Origin of the sequence: Microbacterium caowuchunii, from assembly GCF_008727755.1 — a bacterium.
Lineage (GTDB): Bacteria > Actinomycetota > Actinomycetes > Actinomycetales > Microbacteriaceae > Microbacterium > Microbacterium caowuchunii.
This window is the reverse complement of record NZ_CP044231.1, coordinates 1,762,922-1,781,550: the sequence shown is the minus strand read 5'-3', so window position 1 is coordinate 1,781,550 and position 18,629 is coordinate 1,762,922. Positions and strand designations below refer to the sequence as shown.

Genomic DNA, 18,629 nt, shown 5'->3' with positions numbered 1-18,629 from the left:
TCAGCCCTCGAGGTCGTCGACGCCGGGCATCCAGGAGTTGCCGGGGCGGTTCCACCCGCGCTTGCGGGCGATCTTCTGTGCCGTCTTCCAATCCGAGTCGCTGAGACGATCCACGTACAGGATGCCGTCGAGGTGGTCGAATTCGTGCTGCATGATGCGGGCGCGCCATCCGTCCACCTCGATGAGGACCGGCTGGCCGTCCAGGTCGAGACCCGTCACGCGGACGCGGTCGGACCGCCGCAGCGGGAACCGTTCGCCGGGGAAGGACAGACATCCCTCGGACTCCTCGTCCGGGTCGGGATCGCCGGGCTCGGTGGGCGTCATCCACAGTTCCGGGTTGATGAAGACCCCACGCCACGGCGAGCCGTCGTCGTCGGCGTAGGAGTACGTGTAGATCCGGAGCCCGACGCCGACCTGCGGGGCGGCGAGCCCGACGCCGGGGGCGCGGTCCATGGTCTCGAACATGTCCGCGACCAGGGTGCGGATCTCGTCGTCGATGGTTCCGACGGGGGTTGCGGGGGAGTGCAGGACGGGATCGCCCATGATGCGAATCGGGAGTACGGCCACGCCTTGAGCCTACCGAGCCGGGTTGGCCGTTAATGTCATAGGGTGCTCGCGGCGGAAATGACGATGACCGGAATGGCGGACGACCTGATCGGGGTCTTCCGCAACCCGGCGATCCTCCTCGGCATCCCGCTGGCGCTGCTGGGCGCCGTGTTCATGTCGTTCGGTGCGCAGTACCAGCACCGCGGCGTCATGAAGGTCGAGCGGCTCTCCGGGACCTCCGGGTCGCGCGGTCTCAGCGGGAGTCAGATGTTCCAGCTGCTGTCCCGCCCGTCGTGGGTGCTCGGCACCGTCATGCTGGGTCTGGCGATCGCCTGCCAGCTCGGCGCGCTGGCGTTCGCGCCACTCATCCTGGTCCAGCCGCTCGGCGCGATCTCCCTCGTGATCACCACACTCCTGAACGCCCGGATCTCGGGGCACCGGCCGACCGGGGCGTCCATCCGCTCGATCATCGCGTGCGTCGGCGGCATCCTCATCTTCGTCACGATCGCGGCCTTCGTCGCGGCGGAGCAGCCGATCTCCGAGCACGAGCTCATCACCATCCTGATCCTGCTCGCCGTCGTGCTCGTGGTGCTCTGCGGGCTCTGGCTGGTGCTGCGCCGCCGCCACGGCCAGGCGGCCCTGTTCTACATCGCCGCGGCCGGGATCATCTACGGCTTCGTCGCGACGCTCGCCAAGGTCGTGATCAAGAACATCCAGTCGGGGGACTTCACCTGGCTGACCATCCTGTGCATCGTGGGCCTCCTGGTAGCCGTCTCGGTCGGGGCCTACTTCGTGCAGACCGCTTACTCGGTGGGCCCGCCCGACCTCGTCATCGCCGGGCTCACGGTGATCGATCCGATGGTGGCGGTGCTGATCGGGCTCGTGATCCTGCAGGAGGCGGCGACCGCCGGTGTCTGGGCGATCGTCGGATTCGTGGTGGCCGGTGTCGTCGCCGTCTACGGCGTCTTCTCCCTGACCAGGAACCATCCGCAGATCGTCAGCGACAGCCAGGAGCTCCCGTTCCTGCGCGGCCGCGACTCGGACGGCGGCCAGTCGCCGCGGTAGGCTCGGTGCAGCAGGGGGCGGTGGCCAAGCTGGTGAAGGCAGCGGGCTCATAACCCGACGATCGTGGGTTCAAGTCCCACCCGCCCTACAACACTCGACGAGGCCGCCTACCGCCGGCGATCTTCGCCTCGTGCGGAACGTCGTCGCCGACTCCGCGCCATCCTCGGGATCGTGGACGAGGAGGTGTTCGGGTTGCTTCCGACAAGGTCCGACCCGCTTCGACATCGGGTTCCACCTGGTGGTCGGCATCACCGCGATCGCCGTCATCTTCACCTCGTCCCACACCCGGAACCGCACCACGTCGGACGGCCCCCGGTCGGTGACGCCGACGCCCTGACCCGGCCATGCCCGACGCGTGCGCACGACGTCACCCGCGCCACGCCGCCGCGCCCCCGAGGCCGGCCGGCGTGTCGTCGGCGGATCGTGCGGACGCCGGACGCCGGACGCCGGACGCCGGACGCGGGATGGGCGGCGATAACCTGGGGCAGAGCCTCCGGAGGATCCATGCCGCATCCCGTCTACCGCGCCCCCATGCGGTCCCGGCGAGATGACGTGCCGCCCGGGGCAGCCGTGGAGCGGGCGCTGACGGCGGGTCTCTGCGGTTTCGGCGGTGCGCTCGGAACGGTGCCGGCGACCGCGGCGGAGGCGGCCCGCCTCGCCGCCGTCCGGTACGACGAGCGCCTGGCCCGGCGCATCGAGCGGTTCGCCGCTGTTCCGGACGCCGCGTACGTCTGGACGAGGGACGAGGACGGCCTCTTCTGGTTGGGTCGGCTCACCGGTGGATGGCGCTACGACGCCTCCCCGCCGGCGGAGGCGGTCGACCTCGTCCACGTGCGTCCGTGCCACTGGACGGCCGCGCCCGTCGATCCGGCGGCCCTGCCCGCAGCGGTGCGGGCGACGTTCGCGCGGGGCGGCCGGAACTGGCAGGAGATCCACGACCCGGAGGTGTCCGCGCTGAGCGCCGCGCTGTGGGACGGGCAGAAGGATGGCGCCGCCTGAACACTGCCATGGCGAGCACGCCGGGGCCCGAAATCACAGGGTTGTGGTTCGTCGGCACCTTGGGGATAATTGCGGCATAACAATCTCATAACCAGCCCTCTCCAGGGTTCAGGTCGTAGGGGAAGACGCACCTGAGGATCGGAGAGAGAATGGCTGCTCACATGGCGCGCGGAGTGGTGCTCATCCACTCGGCGCCACGCGCGTTGTGCCCGCACCTGGAGTGGGCTGTCGGGCGCGCCCTCGGGCGTGCCGTGAACTTCGACTGGATCGACCAGCCGGTGCTGCCCGGAAGCCGGCGCGCCGAGTTCTACTGGGAGGCCCCGGCGGGCACCGGTGCGGCGCTCGCGAGTGCCATGCACGGGTGGGAGCACCTGCGCTTCGAAGTCAGCGAGGATCCCACGCCCCGAAGCGACGGCGGACGCTGGCTGCACACCCCCGATCTCGGGATCCACTTCGCGCAGACCGACAGCGCCGGGAACATCGTCATCGGTGAGGACCGCATCCGGTATGCGATGGAGATCGCGGCGGGCGACATGCAGGAGCTGCAGCGCGAACTGGCGGTCGCTCTGGGAGTCGCCTGGGACGACGAACTCGAGGCGTTCCGGCACGCCGGAGACGAAGCTCCCGTGGTCTGGCTCCACAAGGTGGGCTGAGCACGAGACCTCGGGCGACGGGGGCGCGACTACCGGCGGCCGGTCGACTCGTTCCCGGCACTGAGAAAGCGCATCGTCGCCCGATACGAAGAGAAGACGCCCCCGGATCAACTCCGGGGGCGTCTTCGTGGCCGTGCGGGATCAGACGCTGGCGAAGGCCGCCACGGCGTTGTGTCCGCCGAAGCCGAACGAGTTGCTGATGGCGAGCTGGTCGCCCGCGCCAAGGGACTGCGCGGATCCGGAGATGCGGAAGGGCACAGCCGGGTCCTGCGTGGTCAGGTTGATCGTCGGGGGAGCCTGACGCTCCTTGATCGCGAGGACGGTGAAGATCGCCTCGAGCGCGCCGGTGCCGCCGAGCAGATGCCCGGTGGATGCCTTGGTCGCCGAGACGGGGATGTCGTGGATGCGATCGCGAACACCATCTTCAGCGCCTGGTACTCGTTGGGATCGCCCACCGGAGTGGAGGTCGCGTGCGCATTGATGTGCGTGACGTCGTCCGGCGAGGCGTCCGCCATCGACAGTGCGAGCTCGACGGCGCGCGCGGCTCCGTGGCCCTCGGGATCGTTGGCGGTGATGTGGTAGGAGTCGGCGGTGACGCCGCGCCGACGACGGCGGCATAGATCTTGGCGCCGCGGGCACGGGCGTGCTCCTCGGTCTCCAGGATGAGGGCAGCCGCCCCCTCGCCCATGACGAATCCGTCACGGTCGACGCTGGCGGGGGCGTGATGCGGTGGCCGGGTCGTCGTTGCGCTTGGACAGTGCCTGCATGGACGCGAACGACGCCATGGTGATCGGGTGGATGGCCGACTCCGTGCCGCCCGCGATGACGACGTCGGCGAGCCCCGCACGCAGGTGCTCGACGGCGTTCACGATCGACTCGGTGCTGGAGGCGCACGCGCTGGCGACGGTCCGTGCGAACGCCCGAGCGCCGAAGTGAGAGAGAGGTTGCCCGCCGCCGCATTCGGCATGAGCATCGGAACGGTCATCGGCATGACCCGGCGCGGACCCTTCTCCCGCAGGGTGTCCCACGCATCCAGCAGCGTCCAGACGCCACCGATGCCGGTGGCGAAGTCGACTCCGAGTCGCACCGGATCGACGTCGGGGCTGCCGGCATCCGCCCATGCCTCCATCGCCGCGATCAGCGCGAACTGCGACGCGGGGTCGAGCCGCTTCGCGACCGGACGCTCCAGGACGGTCTCGGGGCGCACGATCGCCTCGGCCGCGAAGGTGACCGGGAGGTTGTACTCCTGGACCCAGTCGTGTTCCAGGGTGCGCGCACCGGAGGCGCCGCTCAGCAGGGCGGACCAGCTCTCGGGTGCGGTACCGCCGATGGGCGATGACGCACCGATACCGGTGACGACGATGCGGGACGAAGTCATGTTCACTCTCTGGTGGATCGAGCGGTGGGGGCGGACGCCCCCACCGCGGGGCTCACGCCTGGTTGGAGGTGATGAAGGTGACGGCGTCGCCGACGGTCTTGAGGTTCTTGACCTCGTCGTCGGGGATCGTCACGCCGAACTTCTCCTCGGCGTTGACGACGATCGTCATCATCGAGATCGAGTCGATGTCGAGGTCGTCGGTGAACGACTTCTCCATCGCGACCTCGTCGGCCGAGATGCCGGTCTCGTCGGTGATGAGCTCAGCGAGTCCGGCGAGGACCTCTTCGGTCGAAAGGGCCATGATGTCTCCTTCTGGTTGGGGGCTAGGGGTCGGTGACCGCGAATCAGTCTAGATGCGGCGTCGGCCGCGTCAGGGAAGGACGACGACCTGCGCGCCGAAGACGAGTCCTGCGCCGAAGCCGATCTGCAGGGCGAGGCCGCCGCTGAGCTCCGGGTGCTCCTCGAGCAGCCGATGGGTCGCGAGCGGGATGGATGCGGCGGAGGTGTTACCGGTCGTCTCGATGTCGCGGCCGATGACGACCGTGTCGGGCAGACCCAACTGCTTCGCGAATTCGTCGATGATGCGCATGTTCGCCTGGTGCGGGGACGAAGGCGGCGAGATCCGCCGCTTCGACGCCGGCGGCCTCGAGCGCGCGACGGGCGACCTTCGCCATCTCCCAGACCGCCCAGCGGAAGACCGTCGGCCCCTCCTGGCGGAGCGTCGGCCAGGGGGCGAGGCCGTCACGGAACTCGGTGAGCGTGGCATTCATGCCGACCGCGTCGGCCTTCGAGCCGTCCGAGCCCCAGACCGTGGGGCCGATGCCCGGCGTGTCGCTCGGGCCGACGACGACGGCACCCGCACCGTCACCGAGCAGGAACGAGATGCTGCGGTCGGTCGGGTCGACCACGTCGGAGAGCTTCTCCGCCCGATCACGACGGCATGGGTGGCGGCACCGGCGCGGATGAGGGCGTCGGCCTGCGCCACGCCGTAGGCGAATCCCGCGCAAGCGGCGTTGGTGTCGAAAGCTGCAGCGGGGTTGGCGCCGATGCGGTCGGCCACGACCGCCGACATCGACGGCGTCTGACGGACGTTGCTCACCGTTGCCACGATGACGAGATCGATCTGGTCGGGGGAGATCCCGGACCGTTCCACCGCCTCCGCCGCAGCGGCCGAGGCCAGATCGGTCGCACTCGTGGTCGGCACGGCACGGGTGCGGGTGACGATGCCGGTGCGCTGACGGATCCACTCGTCGCTGGAGTCGATCGGGCCGACCAGCTCGTCGTTGGTCACGAAGTTCTCGCCCCGCGCTGCACCGTACGAGTAGATGCGCGTGTGTGCCGGTCCGGTGGACTGACGGATCGTCGGGTCATGCGTTCTCCTCGGTCAGCAGCGCCACGGCGGCATCCAGGTCGTCGGGCGTCTTCACGGCCACACTCGGCACACCGCGCAGGGCTCGCTTGGCGAGGCCCGTCAGCGTGCCGGCGGGGCGAATTCGATGAGCCCGGTGACGCCGTGCTCGGCGAACGACGCCATGCACAGATCCCAGCGCACGGGCGCGGCCACCTGGCCGACCAGAAGGTCCAGCGCGCGCGGTCCGGAGGTGACGACGGTGCCGTCCCGTTCGTCCACAGCGTCCGGACGGGCTCGGCCGGGGCGAGCGCTGCGGCCGCCCTCGGCGAGGGCGTCCACCGCGGGACGCATGAAGCGGGTGTGGAACGCTCCGGCCACCTGCAGCGGGATGACGCGGGTTCCGCGCGGAGCGTCGGCGGAGAGCGCTGCGAGTGCCTCCATGGAGCCGGGCGACGATCTGTCCACCGCCGTTGTGGTTTGCGGGCGCGAGGTCGAGCTCGGCGAGGCGGGCGAGGACCGTCTGCTCGTCCCCGCCGAGGACGGCGGACATGCCGGTCTGCTCGAGCGCCGCGGCATCGGCCATGGCTCGGCCGCGGATCCCGACCAGCCGCAGGGCCTCGTCGTCGGTGAGCACCTCGGCCGCGGTGAGTGCCGCGATCTCGCCGACCGAGTGACCGGCGACGCCGGAGGGGGCGGCGGCGGTCCGCTCACGCAGGGCGTGCCAGGACAGCAGGCTCGCCGCCACGATGAGCGGCTGCGCGACCTTCGTGTCGCGGATCGCGTCGGCATCCCACTCGGTGCCCGCCGCGATCAGGTCCACCTGCGCGGCGTCGGCGTAGGACTCGAGGCGCGCGCGGACGCCGTCAATTTCGAGCCACGGGGAGAGGAACCCGGGGGTCTGGGAGCCCTGACCGGGGAAAAGACCGATGATCACGTTTTCCATCCTGTCAATGTTGTGCGTCAACTCCTGGCGGTATCGGTACAAGAATGGCGCCTTCCTTTGGCGAAGGCCGATAATTCCTACCGTCCGCGGCGTGTCGGGGCGGGCCGCCGCCGTGTCGCATCCGTTCCGATCGCGCCCAGGATGAGGGCAGTCTGCAGGATCAGCGCCTCACGGGGCCCGGTCGCATCCCAGCCGATCACGTCGGAGACCCGCTTGAGCCGGTACCGCACCGTGTTGGGGTGCACGAACAGCTCCCGGGCGGTGGCCTCGAGGGAGGGCCGTTGTCCAGGTAGCTCCACAGGGTCGTCACGAGGTCGGCGCTGTGCGCGCGGAGCGGGCCGTAGATGCGCTCGACGAGGGTCTGCTTGGCCAGGGGGTCGCCTGCCAGCGCGCGCTCGGGGAGGAGGTCATCCGCTTCCACGGGCCGCGGGGCGTTGCGCCAGGCTCGGGCGACGGCGAAGCCGGCGAGGGCCGCCCGCGCGCTCTGACCGGCGTCGACGAGCCGGGACCGTGGGCCCCAGCACCAGGTGGCCGGGGCCGAACCCGGGCTCCAGCCGCTTCGCGATGTCGCTGAAGGCGAGACCGGATTCGTCCTCTGCGGCGCGATGATCCGCATCCGTCCGTCCGATCACGAGGACCAGACGCGACCCCTGGACGCCGACGAGGACGTCGACGCCGAGTTTCCGCGCCATCCGCCGCAGGGTGTCCACATCGAACTGCGGGGGAGTGGTGCCCACGAGCACCGAGACCTCGCCGTGCCCATGCCACCCGAGCGCCGCGATGCGGCTGGGTAGCTCGTCGTCGGCCTCGCCCGTCAGGATCGAGTCCACGACGAGCGCCTCGAGCCGGGCGTCCCACAGGCCGCGGGCTTCAGCGGCGCGGGCGTACACGTCCGCGGCGGTGAAGGCGACCTCCCGCGAGTACAGCAGGATCGCTTCGCGGAGGTCCTCGCCGCGTCCGGTGACGCGCTCCTCCGTCACCTCGACGGTGACCCGGATGAGCTGCAGCGTCTGCGTGAGGCTGACGCTGCGCAGCAGTTCCCGGGGGCGGCGGCGAAGATGTCCGCCGCGATCGACGGCGTGTACGTCGGATCCTCGTACCACTGGATGAACGAGGTGATCCCCGCCTGCGCGACCAGCCCCACCGACGACCCGGCCCGGAGGCATGTCGGCGTACCACGGCAGGGTGTCCTCCAGCCGCTTCAGCGTGACGGTGGCCAGATCCCCGGAGATGCGCCGTAACCAGGCGAGGGTCTCAGACTTCTCCGGCGATTCCGGGGATCGGCTCATCGTCAGCTCTCGCCGCCGGCGTTGCCGGAGGTACCGGCGTTGACGTCGTGCAGACGGTACTTCTCGATCGCCTCGGCGACGACGCGGCGTTCGATCACGCCCTCCTCGGCGAGACCCTGGAGGGTCCGCACGACGATCGACGGGCCGTCGATCTTGAAGAAGCGGCGTGCCGCGGCACGCGTGTCGGAGAAGCCGAAGCCGTCGGCGCCGAGCGGAAGGTACCGGTTCGGGATCCACGGACGGATCTGGTCCTGCACGGCGTGCATGAAGTCGCTGACCGCGACGACCGGGCCCTGCGCATCGCGCAGCTTCTCGGTCACGTACGCCGTGCGCGGCTCCTCCGTGGGGTTCAGGAAGTTGTACTCGTCTACGGCGACGCCGTCACGGGCGCAGCTCGTTCCATGAGGTGACCGACCACACGTCGGCGACCACGCCCCAGTCCTGACGCAGGAGCTCCTGCGCCTCGAGCGCCCACGGCACACCCACGCCGGAGGCGAGGATCTGTGCGCGGGGACCGTCTCCGGTGCCCTCGGACACGCGGTGGATGCCGCGGACGATGCCCTCGACGTCCACGCCCTCCGGCTCGGCCGGCTGGACGATCGGCTCGTTGTAGACCGTGATGTAGTACATGACGTTCGGTCCGGGTGGTTCCCGCCGTACATGCGCTCGATCCCGGAGCGCACGATGTGCGCGATCTCGTACCCGTAGGCCGGGTCGTAGGACACCGTCGCCGGGTTTGTCGATGACAGCAGGTGCGAATGCCCGTCCGCGTGCTGCAGACCCTCGCCGGTCAGCGTGGTGCGGCCGGCGGTGGCTCCGATGATGAAGCCGCGCGCCATCTGGTCGCCCGCCGCCCACTGCGCGTCGCCCGTGCGCTGGAAGCCGAACATCGAGTAGAAGACGTAGACCGGGATGAGCGGCTCGCCGTGTGTCGAGTAGGACGTTCCGGTCGCGGTGAACGCCGCGACGGCGCCGGCCTCGTTGATGCCCACGTGCATGATCTGACCCTGCGGGCTCTCCTTGTAGGCGAGCAGCAGTTCCCGGTCGACCGACGTGTAGTTCTGGCCGTTCGGGTTGTAGATCTTCGCGGTCGGGAAGTACGCGTCCATGCCGAACGTGCGGGCCTCATCCGGGATGATCGGCACGATGCGGTGGCCGAAGTCCTTCACCCGGAGCAGGTCCTTCAGGAGACGCACGAACGCCATGGTCGTGGCGACCTCCTGGGTGCCGGACCCCTTCTTCGGCAGGGCGTAAGCCTTGTCGTCGGGGAGCGTCAGCGCCACGTGGGTCGAACGCCGCTCGGGGAGGTGACCGCCGAGCGCGCGACGACGCTCCAGCAGGTACTGGATCGTCTCGTCCTGGGGCCGGGGTTGTAGTACGGCGGCTGGTAGGGGTTCTCCTCCAGCTGCGCGTCGGACACCGGGATGTGCATCGCGTCGCGGAAGTGCTTCAGGTCTTCGAGCGTCATCTTCTTCATCTGGTGGGTCGCGTTGCGTCCCTCGAAGTGCGGTCCGAGACCGTAGCCCTTGATCGTGTGGCGAGGATGACGGTCGGCTGCCCCTTGTGCTCGACGGCGGCCTTGAACGCGGCGTACACCTTGCGGTAGTCGTGTCCACCGCGCTTCAGGTTCCAGACCTGCTCGTCTGTGTAGTCCTTGATCAGCGTGGCGGCACGCTCGTCGCGGCCGAAGAAGTGCTCGCGCACGTACGCGCCGTTCTCGGTCTTGTACGTCTGGAAGTCACCATCGGGGGTCACGTTCATCAGGTTGCGCAGGGCGCCGTCGGCATCCCGGGCGAGCAGGTCGTCCCATTCGCGGCCCCAGATCACCTTGATGACGTTCCATCCGGCGCCGCGGAAGAAGCTCTCCAGCTCCTGGATGATCTTGCCGTTGCCGCGCACCGGACCGTCGAGGCGCTGCAGGTTGCAGTTGACGACGAAGGTGAGGTTGTCCAGGCCCTCGTTCGCGGCGACCTGGAGCTGTCCGCGGCTTTCGACCTCGTCCATCTCACCGTCACCGAGGAATGCCCACACGCGGGATTCGGAGAGGTCCTTGACGCCGCGGTTGGTGAGGTACTTGTTCGTCATCGCCTGGTAGATGGCGTTGATCGGGCCGAGACCCATCGAGACGGTCGGGAACTGCCAGTAGTCCGGCATGAGGCGCGGGTGCGGGTAGGACGGCAGCCCGTAGGGCGCGGCCGACTTCTCCTGGCGGAAGCCGTCGAGCTGCTGCTCGCTCAGGCGTCCCTCGAGGAAGGATCGCGCGTACATCCCGGGCGAGGCGTGGCCCTGGAAGAAGACCTGGTCGCCTCCCGACGGGTGGTCCGCGGCGCGGAAGAAGTGGTTGAACCCGACCTCGTAGAGGGCGGCTGAGGACGCGTAGGTGGAGATGTGCCCGCCGACACCGATGCCGGGCCGCTGCGCGCGGTGCACGGTGATGGCGGCATTCCAGCGGATCCAGGCGCGGTAGCGGCGCTCGATCTCCTCATCGCCCGGGAATTCGGGCTCGTTCTCGGGAGCGATCGTGTTGATGTAGTCGGTGGTCGGCACCATGGGGACGCCGAGGTGCAGGTCGCGCGAGCTCGTGAGGAGGCTGAGCATGATCTCGCGGCCGCGGCCGTGACCCTTCGCCTCGACGAGCTGCTGGAGCGATTCCTGCCATTCCGCGGTCTCTTCGGGATCGCTGTCTTGCGGGCCCTGCGAGTACGGATCCTGATCGTGGACAGTCACTGGACGCCTTTCATAACCCGGCAGGTCTTGCCGGAAGAAACCATCGAATCGGTGCAAGCCCTGTTCGGCAGCAACAACGCACCGCGCACAAGCTTAGCGAGTCAGGCCACTCCTGGGACGATCCGCGGGGCACTCCCCGACGGGGGTCGGGCGCCGCCCCGCGCTCCTCCTAGAATGAGGGGGAAGGGCCTTTAGCTCAGCTGGTAGAGCGCCACGTTTACACCGTGGATGTCGTCGGTTCGATCCCGGCAGGGCCCACCAAGAAACGACTGTGATGCGGGTTGCAATCCAGTTGTCGTTTGTGTGCTCGTGTCCCCCGGGCGTCCCCCGAGCTCGGTCGTGGGCCCGCCGGATGAGCCTCGTCGTCTCTGGCCCGCAAGATATCTCCGCGGAGCATCTGCAGCTGGCCGAGCGTGCCATGCTTCTGAGCCCGACGGACCTGCCAGCTAAACCGAGCGGCCCTCACTCAATCACGCTGCAGGACCTTCGTCCGCACGCCACAGGCTCAGCGTCGGGCTTGGGGAGACTGCTGCGCTGATGCTCACGACGGGCAGGCGCTGTCCACCGGCCATGCCAGGATCTGCGTGTGTATTGGTTTCTCGTCGATGAGACAAATAAGAACCCTGTGCCGGGCCACTTCTTCATCGTGGGCGGACTTGTCTTTGCGCCGGAGCAGGCGAACGCCATCGACATGGAGATGCGCCGCATTCGAACAGAAGCTGGCTATCGAGTCAACGACAGCCTCAAGTTCGACACGAACACTCGTCCGGCTCACGTGACGATCGAGCGGGCAACTTGGGCGAAGTCCGAGGTGATTTCGGCTCTCAGCGCCCACGGCGTGCGGATGATCGTCTACGTGATCCTGCACGACATTATTGCGAACCAGGACTACTCCACTTCGATGAACTTCGCCCTCAACGTGGTCACCGGTGCCTACTATGACCTGCTGGGGCGGGAAAGGGCGACCGGCGTGATGCTGATCGACCGCGATAACGAGCGGTATGACCACCTCGAAGGACTGTTCCAATCGGGTCTGCGTTATCCGAATGGGTTCACCCGACAGGTAGACGACCGCATCAAGCTCTTCGGACAGACCAATGACAACGCGTCGCACCTCAGTAGCGCCGCTGACATCGCACTCGGAGCTTTCCGTTATTGCATTAACGCAGCGGTCGGGAGCGGACGCGAGGGGGTGGCGCGAGCGATCATGCCGCAGCTCACCAAGCTCGTTTGGACCGTCGACGATGGAGCCGGGCCCGTGTTGCGCGGCTTCGGCTTTCACAAGTTTCCGCTGGAGGTGAAGAAGCAGGCGTTTCGGCAACGCTACGAGCAGGTCTCGACGATGCTCAATTCGTACGCTGGCCTGTTCCAACCGCTAAGCATCCCCGCGGAAACCCCTCCAGCCATGCCCGTTGGTGTTGCTCCGGGTTAAGGTTCGAGCGCGCTTGATCCCGCCCAGTCCACTTCGGACTCGATTGATGTAGGGGGTGTCGAGATGCTCGCGCGCCTACCAAGGGCGGTACGGAATGCCCGGTGCGGGGGAGCACCCCATGTAGGTTCTGTTTCGGCGTCGCGATGACCGCGACGCCGCCTGAGCAGGCGATGGCGTCACTTGAGGAAATGCGGTGTTCGCTTCCTAGCGGACCGCTCTGCCATAAGAGGGTCGACTCGTCCTCGAGAGCATGCAGCTACTGCGTAGCTCTGGGCTACTGACTCATCAGGCGCGCCTTGGCGACTGCGAACTCCTCATCCGTAAGGACCTCTGAAGTGCGCAGCGCGGCGAGTCGTTCGAGTTGGCTGACCAGGTCCGTGGCGGGCATTTGGACATTGGACGAGGGCGCCGCATGCTGAGGCGCTCGTTTCGACGCCGATATCCTTGCCCGCAGTTCCTGGATGTGCGGAGCCCACTCGTTGTAGATCGCCTTAGCCATCGGCAGCGTGTTGCTCAGCGTGTATGGATCGTTTCGGTCCGCATTCCGAGAGCTGGAGGTGCCGCGCCAGTAGTCCTTGTTGGCGGTGCCCTGATAGCTCGCGGTAAGCACTTCCAGCACCCCGGACGCGAATCCGGAGTTGTATTCGATGGCGTTAATGTCGGTGAAGTAGAAGGTCGTGCTGCGCTCGCCTAGGAAGGCACCCGCCATCCAGCTAGTCATCGCGCCGGTCTTGATGATCGCGAGGCGATCGTCAAAAGCAGCCAACAGGCCCTGGGCGAATCCAGGAGACATCACGAGCCACGGGGCTTCCTCTCCATGGCAGAGCCGTTGAATGGCCTCTTCACCCTTGCGCGTCTGCTTGCCGAGGATCGTCGTATCAGGCCAGCGTTCGTGCATCAGCATCGCCGACACGCGAGATGCTTCGGCTGCTGCGTCCTCAGTACGACGCACCGCTTCTAGCGCCGCGGTTGGGCGCTCGGCAGCTCGCGCAACTTCAACCGCAGCCCGAACGTATGGTGCTTCCTGGTCGGCTAGCCCGCTGATCTTAAGCACCCGACCCTCGTGGTCAGTGACGGCAAGTGTCCGTTTGGTCTCGACTACCGCTGCCTCAGATATGGCATCGAGATCGATGCTCGTGCTGACTCGGTCCGAGAGATAGGTAAAGACGCGCATGTCGGTGACGACGAGATCTAGTACCGGGGGTCGGCGGATCCCAGCAGGCCCTTGATAGATAACTGTTTCGCCGGGCAGTAGATATTGCGCGGCTTCGCTCGCTTTCTTGGCCCGCTCACTTTCGGACCATCCTGGAAACGGGCGCGGTGACATGTGTGTCTCTTGGGCGCGGTCTATGGGGTTACTCTCCTCGTCGCCGTCTTTCGACGTGCTCCCTAGTTCGCCGGTGCGTTCCACGGCACGGTGAGCATGGCGGGTTGGCCGCCATTTCTTGCGATGCGTTAGCCGCGGTTCCTCGTCCTGGGACGAAGGCGCGGCCGCGGGAATGTCTGCTGCGGGGGAGAGGCGAGGGTCGGGTCCCGTTTCGAAGTCCGTGACGTGCTGGACGCTACAGGCCGGCTCCAGCGGATCGACCGATTGTTGGCCGCCGCTCCACACATGTTCGGTCCAGGCTGTCCCATCCCAATATCGCTGCTCAAAACGACCAGTAGGGTCAGCGTGCCAATCAGCTGGTATCGACGTCACGCCCAGACTCTAAACGGATCACGTGGTCGACTAGGACATCCGCGCTGGTGAGCGAGCGATCTTCCGCCTTAGATGAGGCATGTGTCGTTCGGTGCGTCTGAGTTCATCGCGTACTTTCAGCGGCGTCCCGGAGGCTTCGATGGACATGTCCGTCCGTGCGGCTCACTGGGCCTAGCGCCGTCGGCTAATCTGACGTCACACTCCACGAAACGAGTGCCTAAGCCGAGTCAGCGCCGAGACGGACCGAATGCAGATCACCTCGGACGTAAATCTGCCCAACGCGGTTGTTCAGGCGGCAAGAAGCGGGCAACTTGACTCCTCCGCGAAGCTCACTGCAGACACATACGCGCATTGGATGGGATCGGACGCGGACACCGCCGCCGTTGACCGTCTGAATGCCGCACTCAGCCCGGTTCCCGCGTCCCCCCGGTGTCCCCCCAGGATGAAAACCGGGTCGAAATGAGCAACACCTGAAACGTGTGAAACACGTGAAATCAACGACATCCACGTAACGGCAACCTTTACACCGTGGATGTCGTCGGTTCGATCCCGGCAGGGCCCACCGCAGATCAACCCCGCGTGCGTCCGTGCAGCTCCCAGGCACGGTTCTGTGATCAGCCCGCGATCGTTTCCGTGCCGAATCGTCACCGTGCGGCGCGCGGACCCTCGCACTCCCTTCCGCCGCGCCCGGTGACCCGGGAGGATGTCGGCATGCCTGAGTTGAAGGATCTCCACGTCGAGGGCGACGACGAGCACGGCTACCGGGTCCGCCACCGTCTCCACCTCGGCACGCACGAGGGGCGCGAGGGAGGCCTTCTGGGGCACATCCACCGGCGTGACGACGGCACCTACGTGCCCAGCGGGGACGGCGCGACATCGGACTATCCGATGCCGGCGGCCAACCTCGCCGAGGCTCTGGAAGCGTTCGTCAGCCGGAACTGATCGCCGTCGCGCGGGGACCACACCCCGGGCAGCTCGGTGATCTTCGCGTAGAAGGCGGCGGGATCACCGGACAGCGACGCCTTGACCATGGCGCTCCAGTCGTCGACGACGACCTCGATCGACTCCGGCTCAGGCCCGCGTTGTTGACCAGCAGCGAGACGTCGGACGCGGCCTGCGCAGCCGTCAGGGAGGACTCGTGATCGAGCTTGTCCGCGCCTGACCGGAGCCCGTCACTCCTGCTTCTTCTGGCGCGAGTCGAAGATCGCGCCGAAGGCGATGCCGATCGCCAGACCGACCGCCAGCCACAGTGCGAGGTTGTCCGCCGCTATCCCGACGGCCACACCGACGCTGAGGCCCAGCGCGATCCCGACGCCGATTCCGGTGCCCTTTCCGTTCTTCCCGGATCCTGTCTCCTGTTCCTGGTTCATGTCCGTCACGCTACGCAGCAGTGCCGACGAGGGCCTCCCTCTCGCGTCGGAGATCTTCTCGACCTTGCGGAGGAGAGGAGGACGGCGCCCGGCGACCGCGGGGAGGACGTCCGCTCGTCGCGTCCATGCCTTGACGGCGGTGATGCCGTCGTGCTGGAAAGGGGGCATGACGATATCGACGCAGCGGGGGAAGGGCAGGAAGCCCGGATGGGCGGTCGCGCTGGCCGGTGCGCTCGCCCTCACCGGATGCACCACCGGGTCCGACGACGCCCTGCCATCCGTCCCGTCCCCCTCGCCGACGTCCGAGACCGTGTCCCCGGTGCCGTCGGAGGCATCCGGGTCGCTCGTCGTGCACGCGACGGGTCTCACGGCGCCGTGGTCGATCGCCTTCACGGAGCAGGACGTCGCCCTCGTCAGCGAGCGCGACTCCGGCCGCATCCTGGAACTCGCCGGCGACGGCACGCCGCGGGAGGCGGGTGTCGTCGAGGGGGTCGCTGCGCGAGGAGAGGGCGGCCTGCTCGGTATCACCGTGCACGACGGCCGGCTGTACGCCTACTCCACCGGTACCGACGGGAACCGCATCGAACGTTTCGACCTGACCGGGCGGCCGGGCTCGCTCGGTCTCGGCTCCGGGGAGACGATCCTCAGCGGCCTCCCGGCGGCTGCGACGCACAACGGCGGACGGATCGCCTTCGGCCCCGACGGCATGCTCTACGTCACGGTCGGAGACGCCGGCGACCGGGCGCGCGCGCAGGACATCGAGACGCTCGCGGGGAAGATCCTGCGACTGGAGCCGGACGGCCGGGTCCCCGCGGACAACCCCTTCCCCGGCTCCCCGGTGTACAGCTACGGACACCGCAACCCGCAGGGGTTGGCGTGGGACGACGCCGGTGTCCTCTATGCGACGGAGTTCGGGCAGAACACGTGGGATGAGCTGAACGTGATCGAGGCGGGTGGCAACTATGGCTGGCCGATGGTCGAAGGCATCGCCGGACGGGACGGATTCATCGATCCGCTGCAGCAGTGGTCCCCGGCGGAGGCGAGCCCCAGCGGGATGGCGATCGTCGACGGACGGATCCACATCGCGAATCTCCGCGGTGCGCGCCTCCGGTCCATCCCGCTCGAGGACCCGGCCACCGCGGAGGAACTGCTGGTGGGGGAGTACGGGCGGCTCCGTGATGCGGTGGCCGCCCCGGATGGTTCGCTCTGGGTGGTGACGAACAACACCGACGGCCGGGGCGATCCCGCACCCGACGACGACCGCATCCTGCGCCTCGTCCCGTGACCCGCGGGCGGAAGAGCGGACGCCGTGCGTCAGCCCCAGCGGCGGATGGCCCACTTCTGCACGAGGGCGAGTGCGGAATCGGTGAGTTTGCCGAGTACCGCGAGCAGGATGATCGCGAGCAGGATCTGGTCGATGCGTCCGGTCGTCTGTCCGCGGGAGAGCAGGAAGCCGAGTCCCATCGACGCGCCGAGCAACTCGGCTGCGACGAGGAACAGCCAGGCCTGCACGAGTGCCAGACGCAGCCCCGAGAACAGGGCGGGTAGCACGGCCGGCAGCTGCACGGTGAAGAAGAGGCGCAGACCGCCGAATCCGAAGGAGCGTCCGAGTTCGACCAGGTGCGGGTCGACGTGACGGAGGGCGAGCGACACCGTCGTGAAGACGGGGAAGAAGGCGCCGATCGCGATCAGGATGATCTTCGACTCCTCACCCATCCCGAACCAGACGAGCAGCAGGGGCACCCATGCCAGGCTCGGGACGGCGCGGACCACGCCCAGCGAGGGCGAGAGGGCGGTGTCCCAGAGGCGCGACAGTCCGATGAGCCCGCCGCAGGCGATGCCGAGCAGCGCTCCGGCGAGGAAACCGAGCACCACCCGCTGGATGGAGATCGCCACGAACTGGCCGAGCTCGCCGCGCTCCGCGAGCGTGACGGCGGACTGGAAGACCGACTCGATGCTCGGGAACTTGTACGGCGGGACGATCGGGTCACCGGGGATGGTGAGCAGGTACCAGACGACGATGAGCACGACCGGCACCACCGCGCCGATGGCCACGCGCACACCGCGGCGCGAGAGCACACTCCTGTCCGCGCCGGGTTCCAGGGCGGATGCGGGTTCGATGCCGGTCGTGCTCATGTCTCTGCCTCCGTTTCAGGGACGACGACGGGTCAGCCGGCGGCCTTCTCGGCGAACTGGGGGGCGAAGAGCGTCGCCAGCGCCTCATCGAGCGCGCTCTGGCTTGCTACGTCGCCCAGGGAGACCTGGATGGCGCCGATCGGGGCGAGCACCTTCTCCAGTGCGGCGCCGGGGACCGGATCGACGTCGAGACCCTCGCGCTCGTCGATCACCTTCTGCGCGACGGCGAGGTCGATCACGGCGGCGTCGGCCAGGATCCGCGCCGTCTCCGCCGGGTTCGCGAGCGCCCATTCCCGCGCCCGTTCGTAGGCGTCGACCACGGCCTGGACGGCTTCCGGGTTGTTCTCGATGATCTCCTCGGTGGCGTTGAGCACGCTGTACGAGTTGAGTTCCAGGTCGCGGTAGACGAGCGTCGCGCCGGCGGCCTCCGTGGAGGCCATGATCGGGTCGAGGCCCGACCAGGCGTCGACCGATCCGGACTGCAGGGCCGCGGCGCCATCCGCGTGGATGAGGTTCTCGATGGTCACGTCGTCCACGCTCAGCCCGTTCTGCTCGAGCGCCTGCACGAGGAAGAAGTACGGGTCGGTGCCGAGCGCTGCCGCGATCCGCTTGCCCTTCAGATCCGCGACCGAGGTGATGTCCGAATCCGCCGGGACGACCAGCGCCGCCCACTCCGGCTGCGCGACCACGTCGACGATCTGCTGGGGAGCGCCGTTGGCCCGTGCGAGCAGGGCGGCGGAACCCGCGGTCGAGCCGAAGTCCACGGCGCCGGCACGCAGCGCCTCGTTCGCCTTCGAGGAGCCCAGGGACTGCACCCATTCGACGGTGTATCCCTCCTCCTCCAGCCAGCCCTGGTCCTTCACGATCAGGCTGAGCGGGTTGTACGTGGCCCAGTCGAGGGCGATGGAGGTGGACGCGCCGGCTTCCTCCGCGCCGGCCGGTTCGGCGGCGGCATTCTCGCCGGCGACGCAGCCGGAGAGGGCGAGGACGGCTGCGGCGGCGCCGGCGGCGAGGCCGAGCGAGCGACGGAGGAGCGACATG

13 protein-coding genes, 2 tRNA genes and 5 pseudogenes are annotated in these 18,629 nt (G+C 68.1%); 8 read left to right on the top strand and 12 right to left on the bottom strand.

Going from position 1 to position 18,629, the window contains the following annotated elements:
* On the bottom strand, positions 1–567 hold the full coding sequence (def, locus tag F6J84_RS08465; protein WP_150972959.1) for a peptide deformylase: 567 nt from the start codon (positions 565–567) through the stop codon (positions 1–3).
* Between the two features lie 63 nt (positions 568–630).
* Here def and F6J84_RS08460 point away from each other — a divergent pair, with 63 nt between their 5' ends.
* The 4 genes from F6J84_RS08460 (at position 631) to F6J84_RS08445 (ending at position 3,263) form a co-directional block, all read left to right on the top strand.
* Positions 631–1,611, top strand: a complete 981-nt coding sequence (locus tag F6J84_RS08460) for a DMT family transporter (protein ID WP_150974750.1) — start codon at positions 631–633, stop codon at positions 1,609–1,611.
* A 14-nt stretch (positions 1,612–1,625) separates the two neighbouring features.
* Positions 1,626–1,699: transfer RNA gene (locus F6J84_RS08455), tRNA-Ile, on the top strand.
* A 416-nt stretch (positions 1,700–2,115) separates the two neighbouring features.
* On the top strand, positions 2,116–2,610 hold the full coding sequence (locus F6J84_RS08450; protein ID WP_150972958.1) for a GAF domain-containing protein: 495 nt from the start codon (positions 2,116–2,118) through the stop codon (positions 2,608–2,610).
* A 149-nt stretch (positions 2,611–2,759) separates the two neighbouring features.
* A complete protein-coding gene (locus F6J84_RS08445; RefSeq protein ID WP_150891611.1) occupies positions 2,760–3,263 on the top strand; it encodes a DUF3145 domain-containing protein in 504 nt (167 codons plus the stop codon).
* A gap of 141 nt (positions 3,264–3,404) precedes the next feature.
* On the opposite strand, the pseudogene F6J84_RS08440 reads toward F6J84_RS08445, so the two are convergent.
* From F6J84_RS08440 to aceE, 6 genes and pseudogenes are all read right to left on the bottom strand, one after another.
* Positions 3,405–4,641: pseudogene (locus F6J84_RS08440) on the bottom strand (beta-ketoacyl-[acyl-carrier-protein] synthase family protein).
* A 52-nt stretch (positions 4,642–4,693) separates the two neighbouring features.
* The gene (locus tag F6J84_RS08435; protein ID WP_150891609.1) at positions 4,694–4,942 is read right to left on the bottom strand and encodes an acyl carrier protein; all 249 of its coding nucleotides are present in this window, start codon (positions 4,940–4,942) and stop codon (positions 4,694–4,696) included.
* Between the two features lie 69 nt (positions 4,943–5,011).
* Positions 5,012–6,001, bottom strand: a pseudogene (locus tag F6J84_RS08430) (beta-ketoacyl-ACP synthase III).
* 7 nt (positions 6,002–6,008) lie between these two features.
* Positions 6,009–6,926, bottom strand: a complete 918-nt coding sequence (locus F6J84_RS08425) for an ACP S-malonyltransferase (RefSeq protein ID WP_275094014.1) — start codon at positions 6,924–6,926, stop codon at positions 6,009–6,011.
* 86 nt (positions 6,927–7,012) lie between these two features.
* Positions 7,013–8,224: pseudogene (locus F6J84_RS08420) on the bottom strand (PucR family transcriptional regulator).
* A gap of 2 nt (positions 8,225–8,226) precedes the next feature.
* A pseudogene (aceE, locus tag F6J84_RS08415) lies at positions 8,227–10,951 on the bottom strand (pyruvate dehydrogenase (acetyl-transferring), homodimeric type).
* Between the two features lie 185 nt (positions 10,952–11,136).
* Between aceE and F6J84_RS08410 the strand changes: the two are divergent.
* Together F6J84_RS08410 and F6J84_RS08405 are read left to right on the top strand one after the other, a co-directional pair.
* Positions 11,137–11,212 (top strand) — tRNA-Val (locus F6J84_RS08410).
* A gap of 325 nt (positions 11,213–11,537) precedes the next feature.
* Positions 11,538–12,383 carry a hypothetical protein gene (locus tag F6J84_RS08405; RefSeq protein ID WP_150972956.1) on the top strand — a complete coding sequence of 282 codons (846 nt, stop codon included), beginning with the start codon at positions 11,538–11,540 and terminating at the stop codon, positions 12,381–12,383.
* Positions 12,384–12,657: 274 nt separating this feature from the next.
* Here F6J84_RS08405 and F6J84_RS08400 read toward each other — a convergent pair whose 3' ends face one another.
* The gene (locus F6J84_RS08400) at positions 12,658–13,794 is read right to left on the bottom strand and encodes an SHOCT domain-containing protein (RefSeq protein ID WP_238702421.1); all 1,137 of its coding nucleotides are present in this window, start codon (positions 13,792–13,794) and stop codon (positions 12,658–12,660) included.
* A 201-nt stretch (positions 13,795–13,995) separates the two neighbouring features.
* Positions 13,996–14,082: pseudogene (locus F6J84_RS15810) on the bottom strand (DUF2510 domain-containing protein); the annotation flags it as partial.
* Positions 14,083–14,793: 711 nt separating this feature from the next.
* On the opposite strand from F6J84_RS15810, the gene F6J84_RS08395 reads away from it, so the two are divergent.
* On the top strand, positions 14,794–15,024 hold the full coding sequence (locus tag F6J84_RS08395; protein WP_150972954.1) for a hypothetical protein: 231 nt from the start codon (positions 14,794–14,796) through the stop codon (positions 15,022–15,024).
* Between the two features lie 230 nt (positions 15,025–15,254).
* Here the strand turns inward: F6J84_RS08395 and F6J84_RS15605 are convergent, their stop codons facing one another.
* A complete protein-coding gene (locus tag F6J84_RS15605) occupies positions 15,255–15,620 on the bottom strand; it encodes a glycine zipper domain-containing protein (RefSeq protein WP_202980503.1) in 366 nt (121 codons plus the stop codon).
* Between F6J84_RS15605 and F6J84_RS08380 the strand changes: the two genes are divergently transcribed.
* Positions 15,619–16,737 (top strand): PQQ-dependent sugar dehydrogenase, encoded by a 1,119-nt coding sequence (locus F6J84_RS08380; RefSeq protein ID WP_150972952.1) that lies wholly within the window; start codon positions 15,619–15,621, stop codon positions 16,735–16,737. The two genes, F6J84_RS15605 and F6J84_RS08380, sit on opposite strands and share 2 nt — an antisense overlap.
* A 29-nt stretch (positions 16,738–16,766) precedes the next feature.
* Here F6J84_RS08380 and F6J84_RS08375 read toward each other — a convergent pair whose 3' ends face one another.
* Both F6J84_RS08375 and F6J84_RS08370 read right to left on the bottom strand, forming a co-directional pair.
* A complete protein-coding gene (locus F6J84_RS08375; RefSeq protein ID WP_150972950.1) occupies positions 16,767–17,588 on the bottom strand; it encodes an ABC transporter permease in 822 nt (273 codons plus the stop codon).
* 32 nt (positions 17,589–17,620) lie between these two features.
* Positions 17,621–18,628: an aliphatic sulfonate ABC transporter substrate-binding protein gene (locus F6J84_RS08370; RefSeq protein WP_150972948.1), complete on the bottom strand. Its 1,008-nt coding sequence runs from the start codon at positions 18,626–18,628 to the stop codon at positions 17,621–17,623.
* Between the last annotated feature and the right edge of the window lies 1 nt (position 18,629).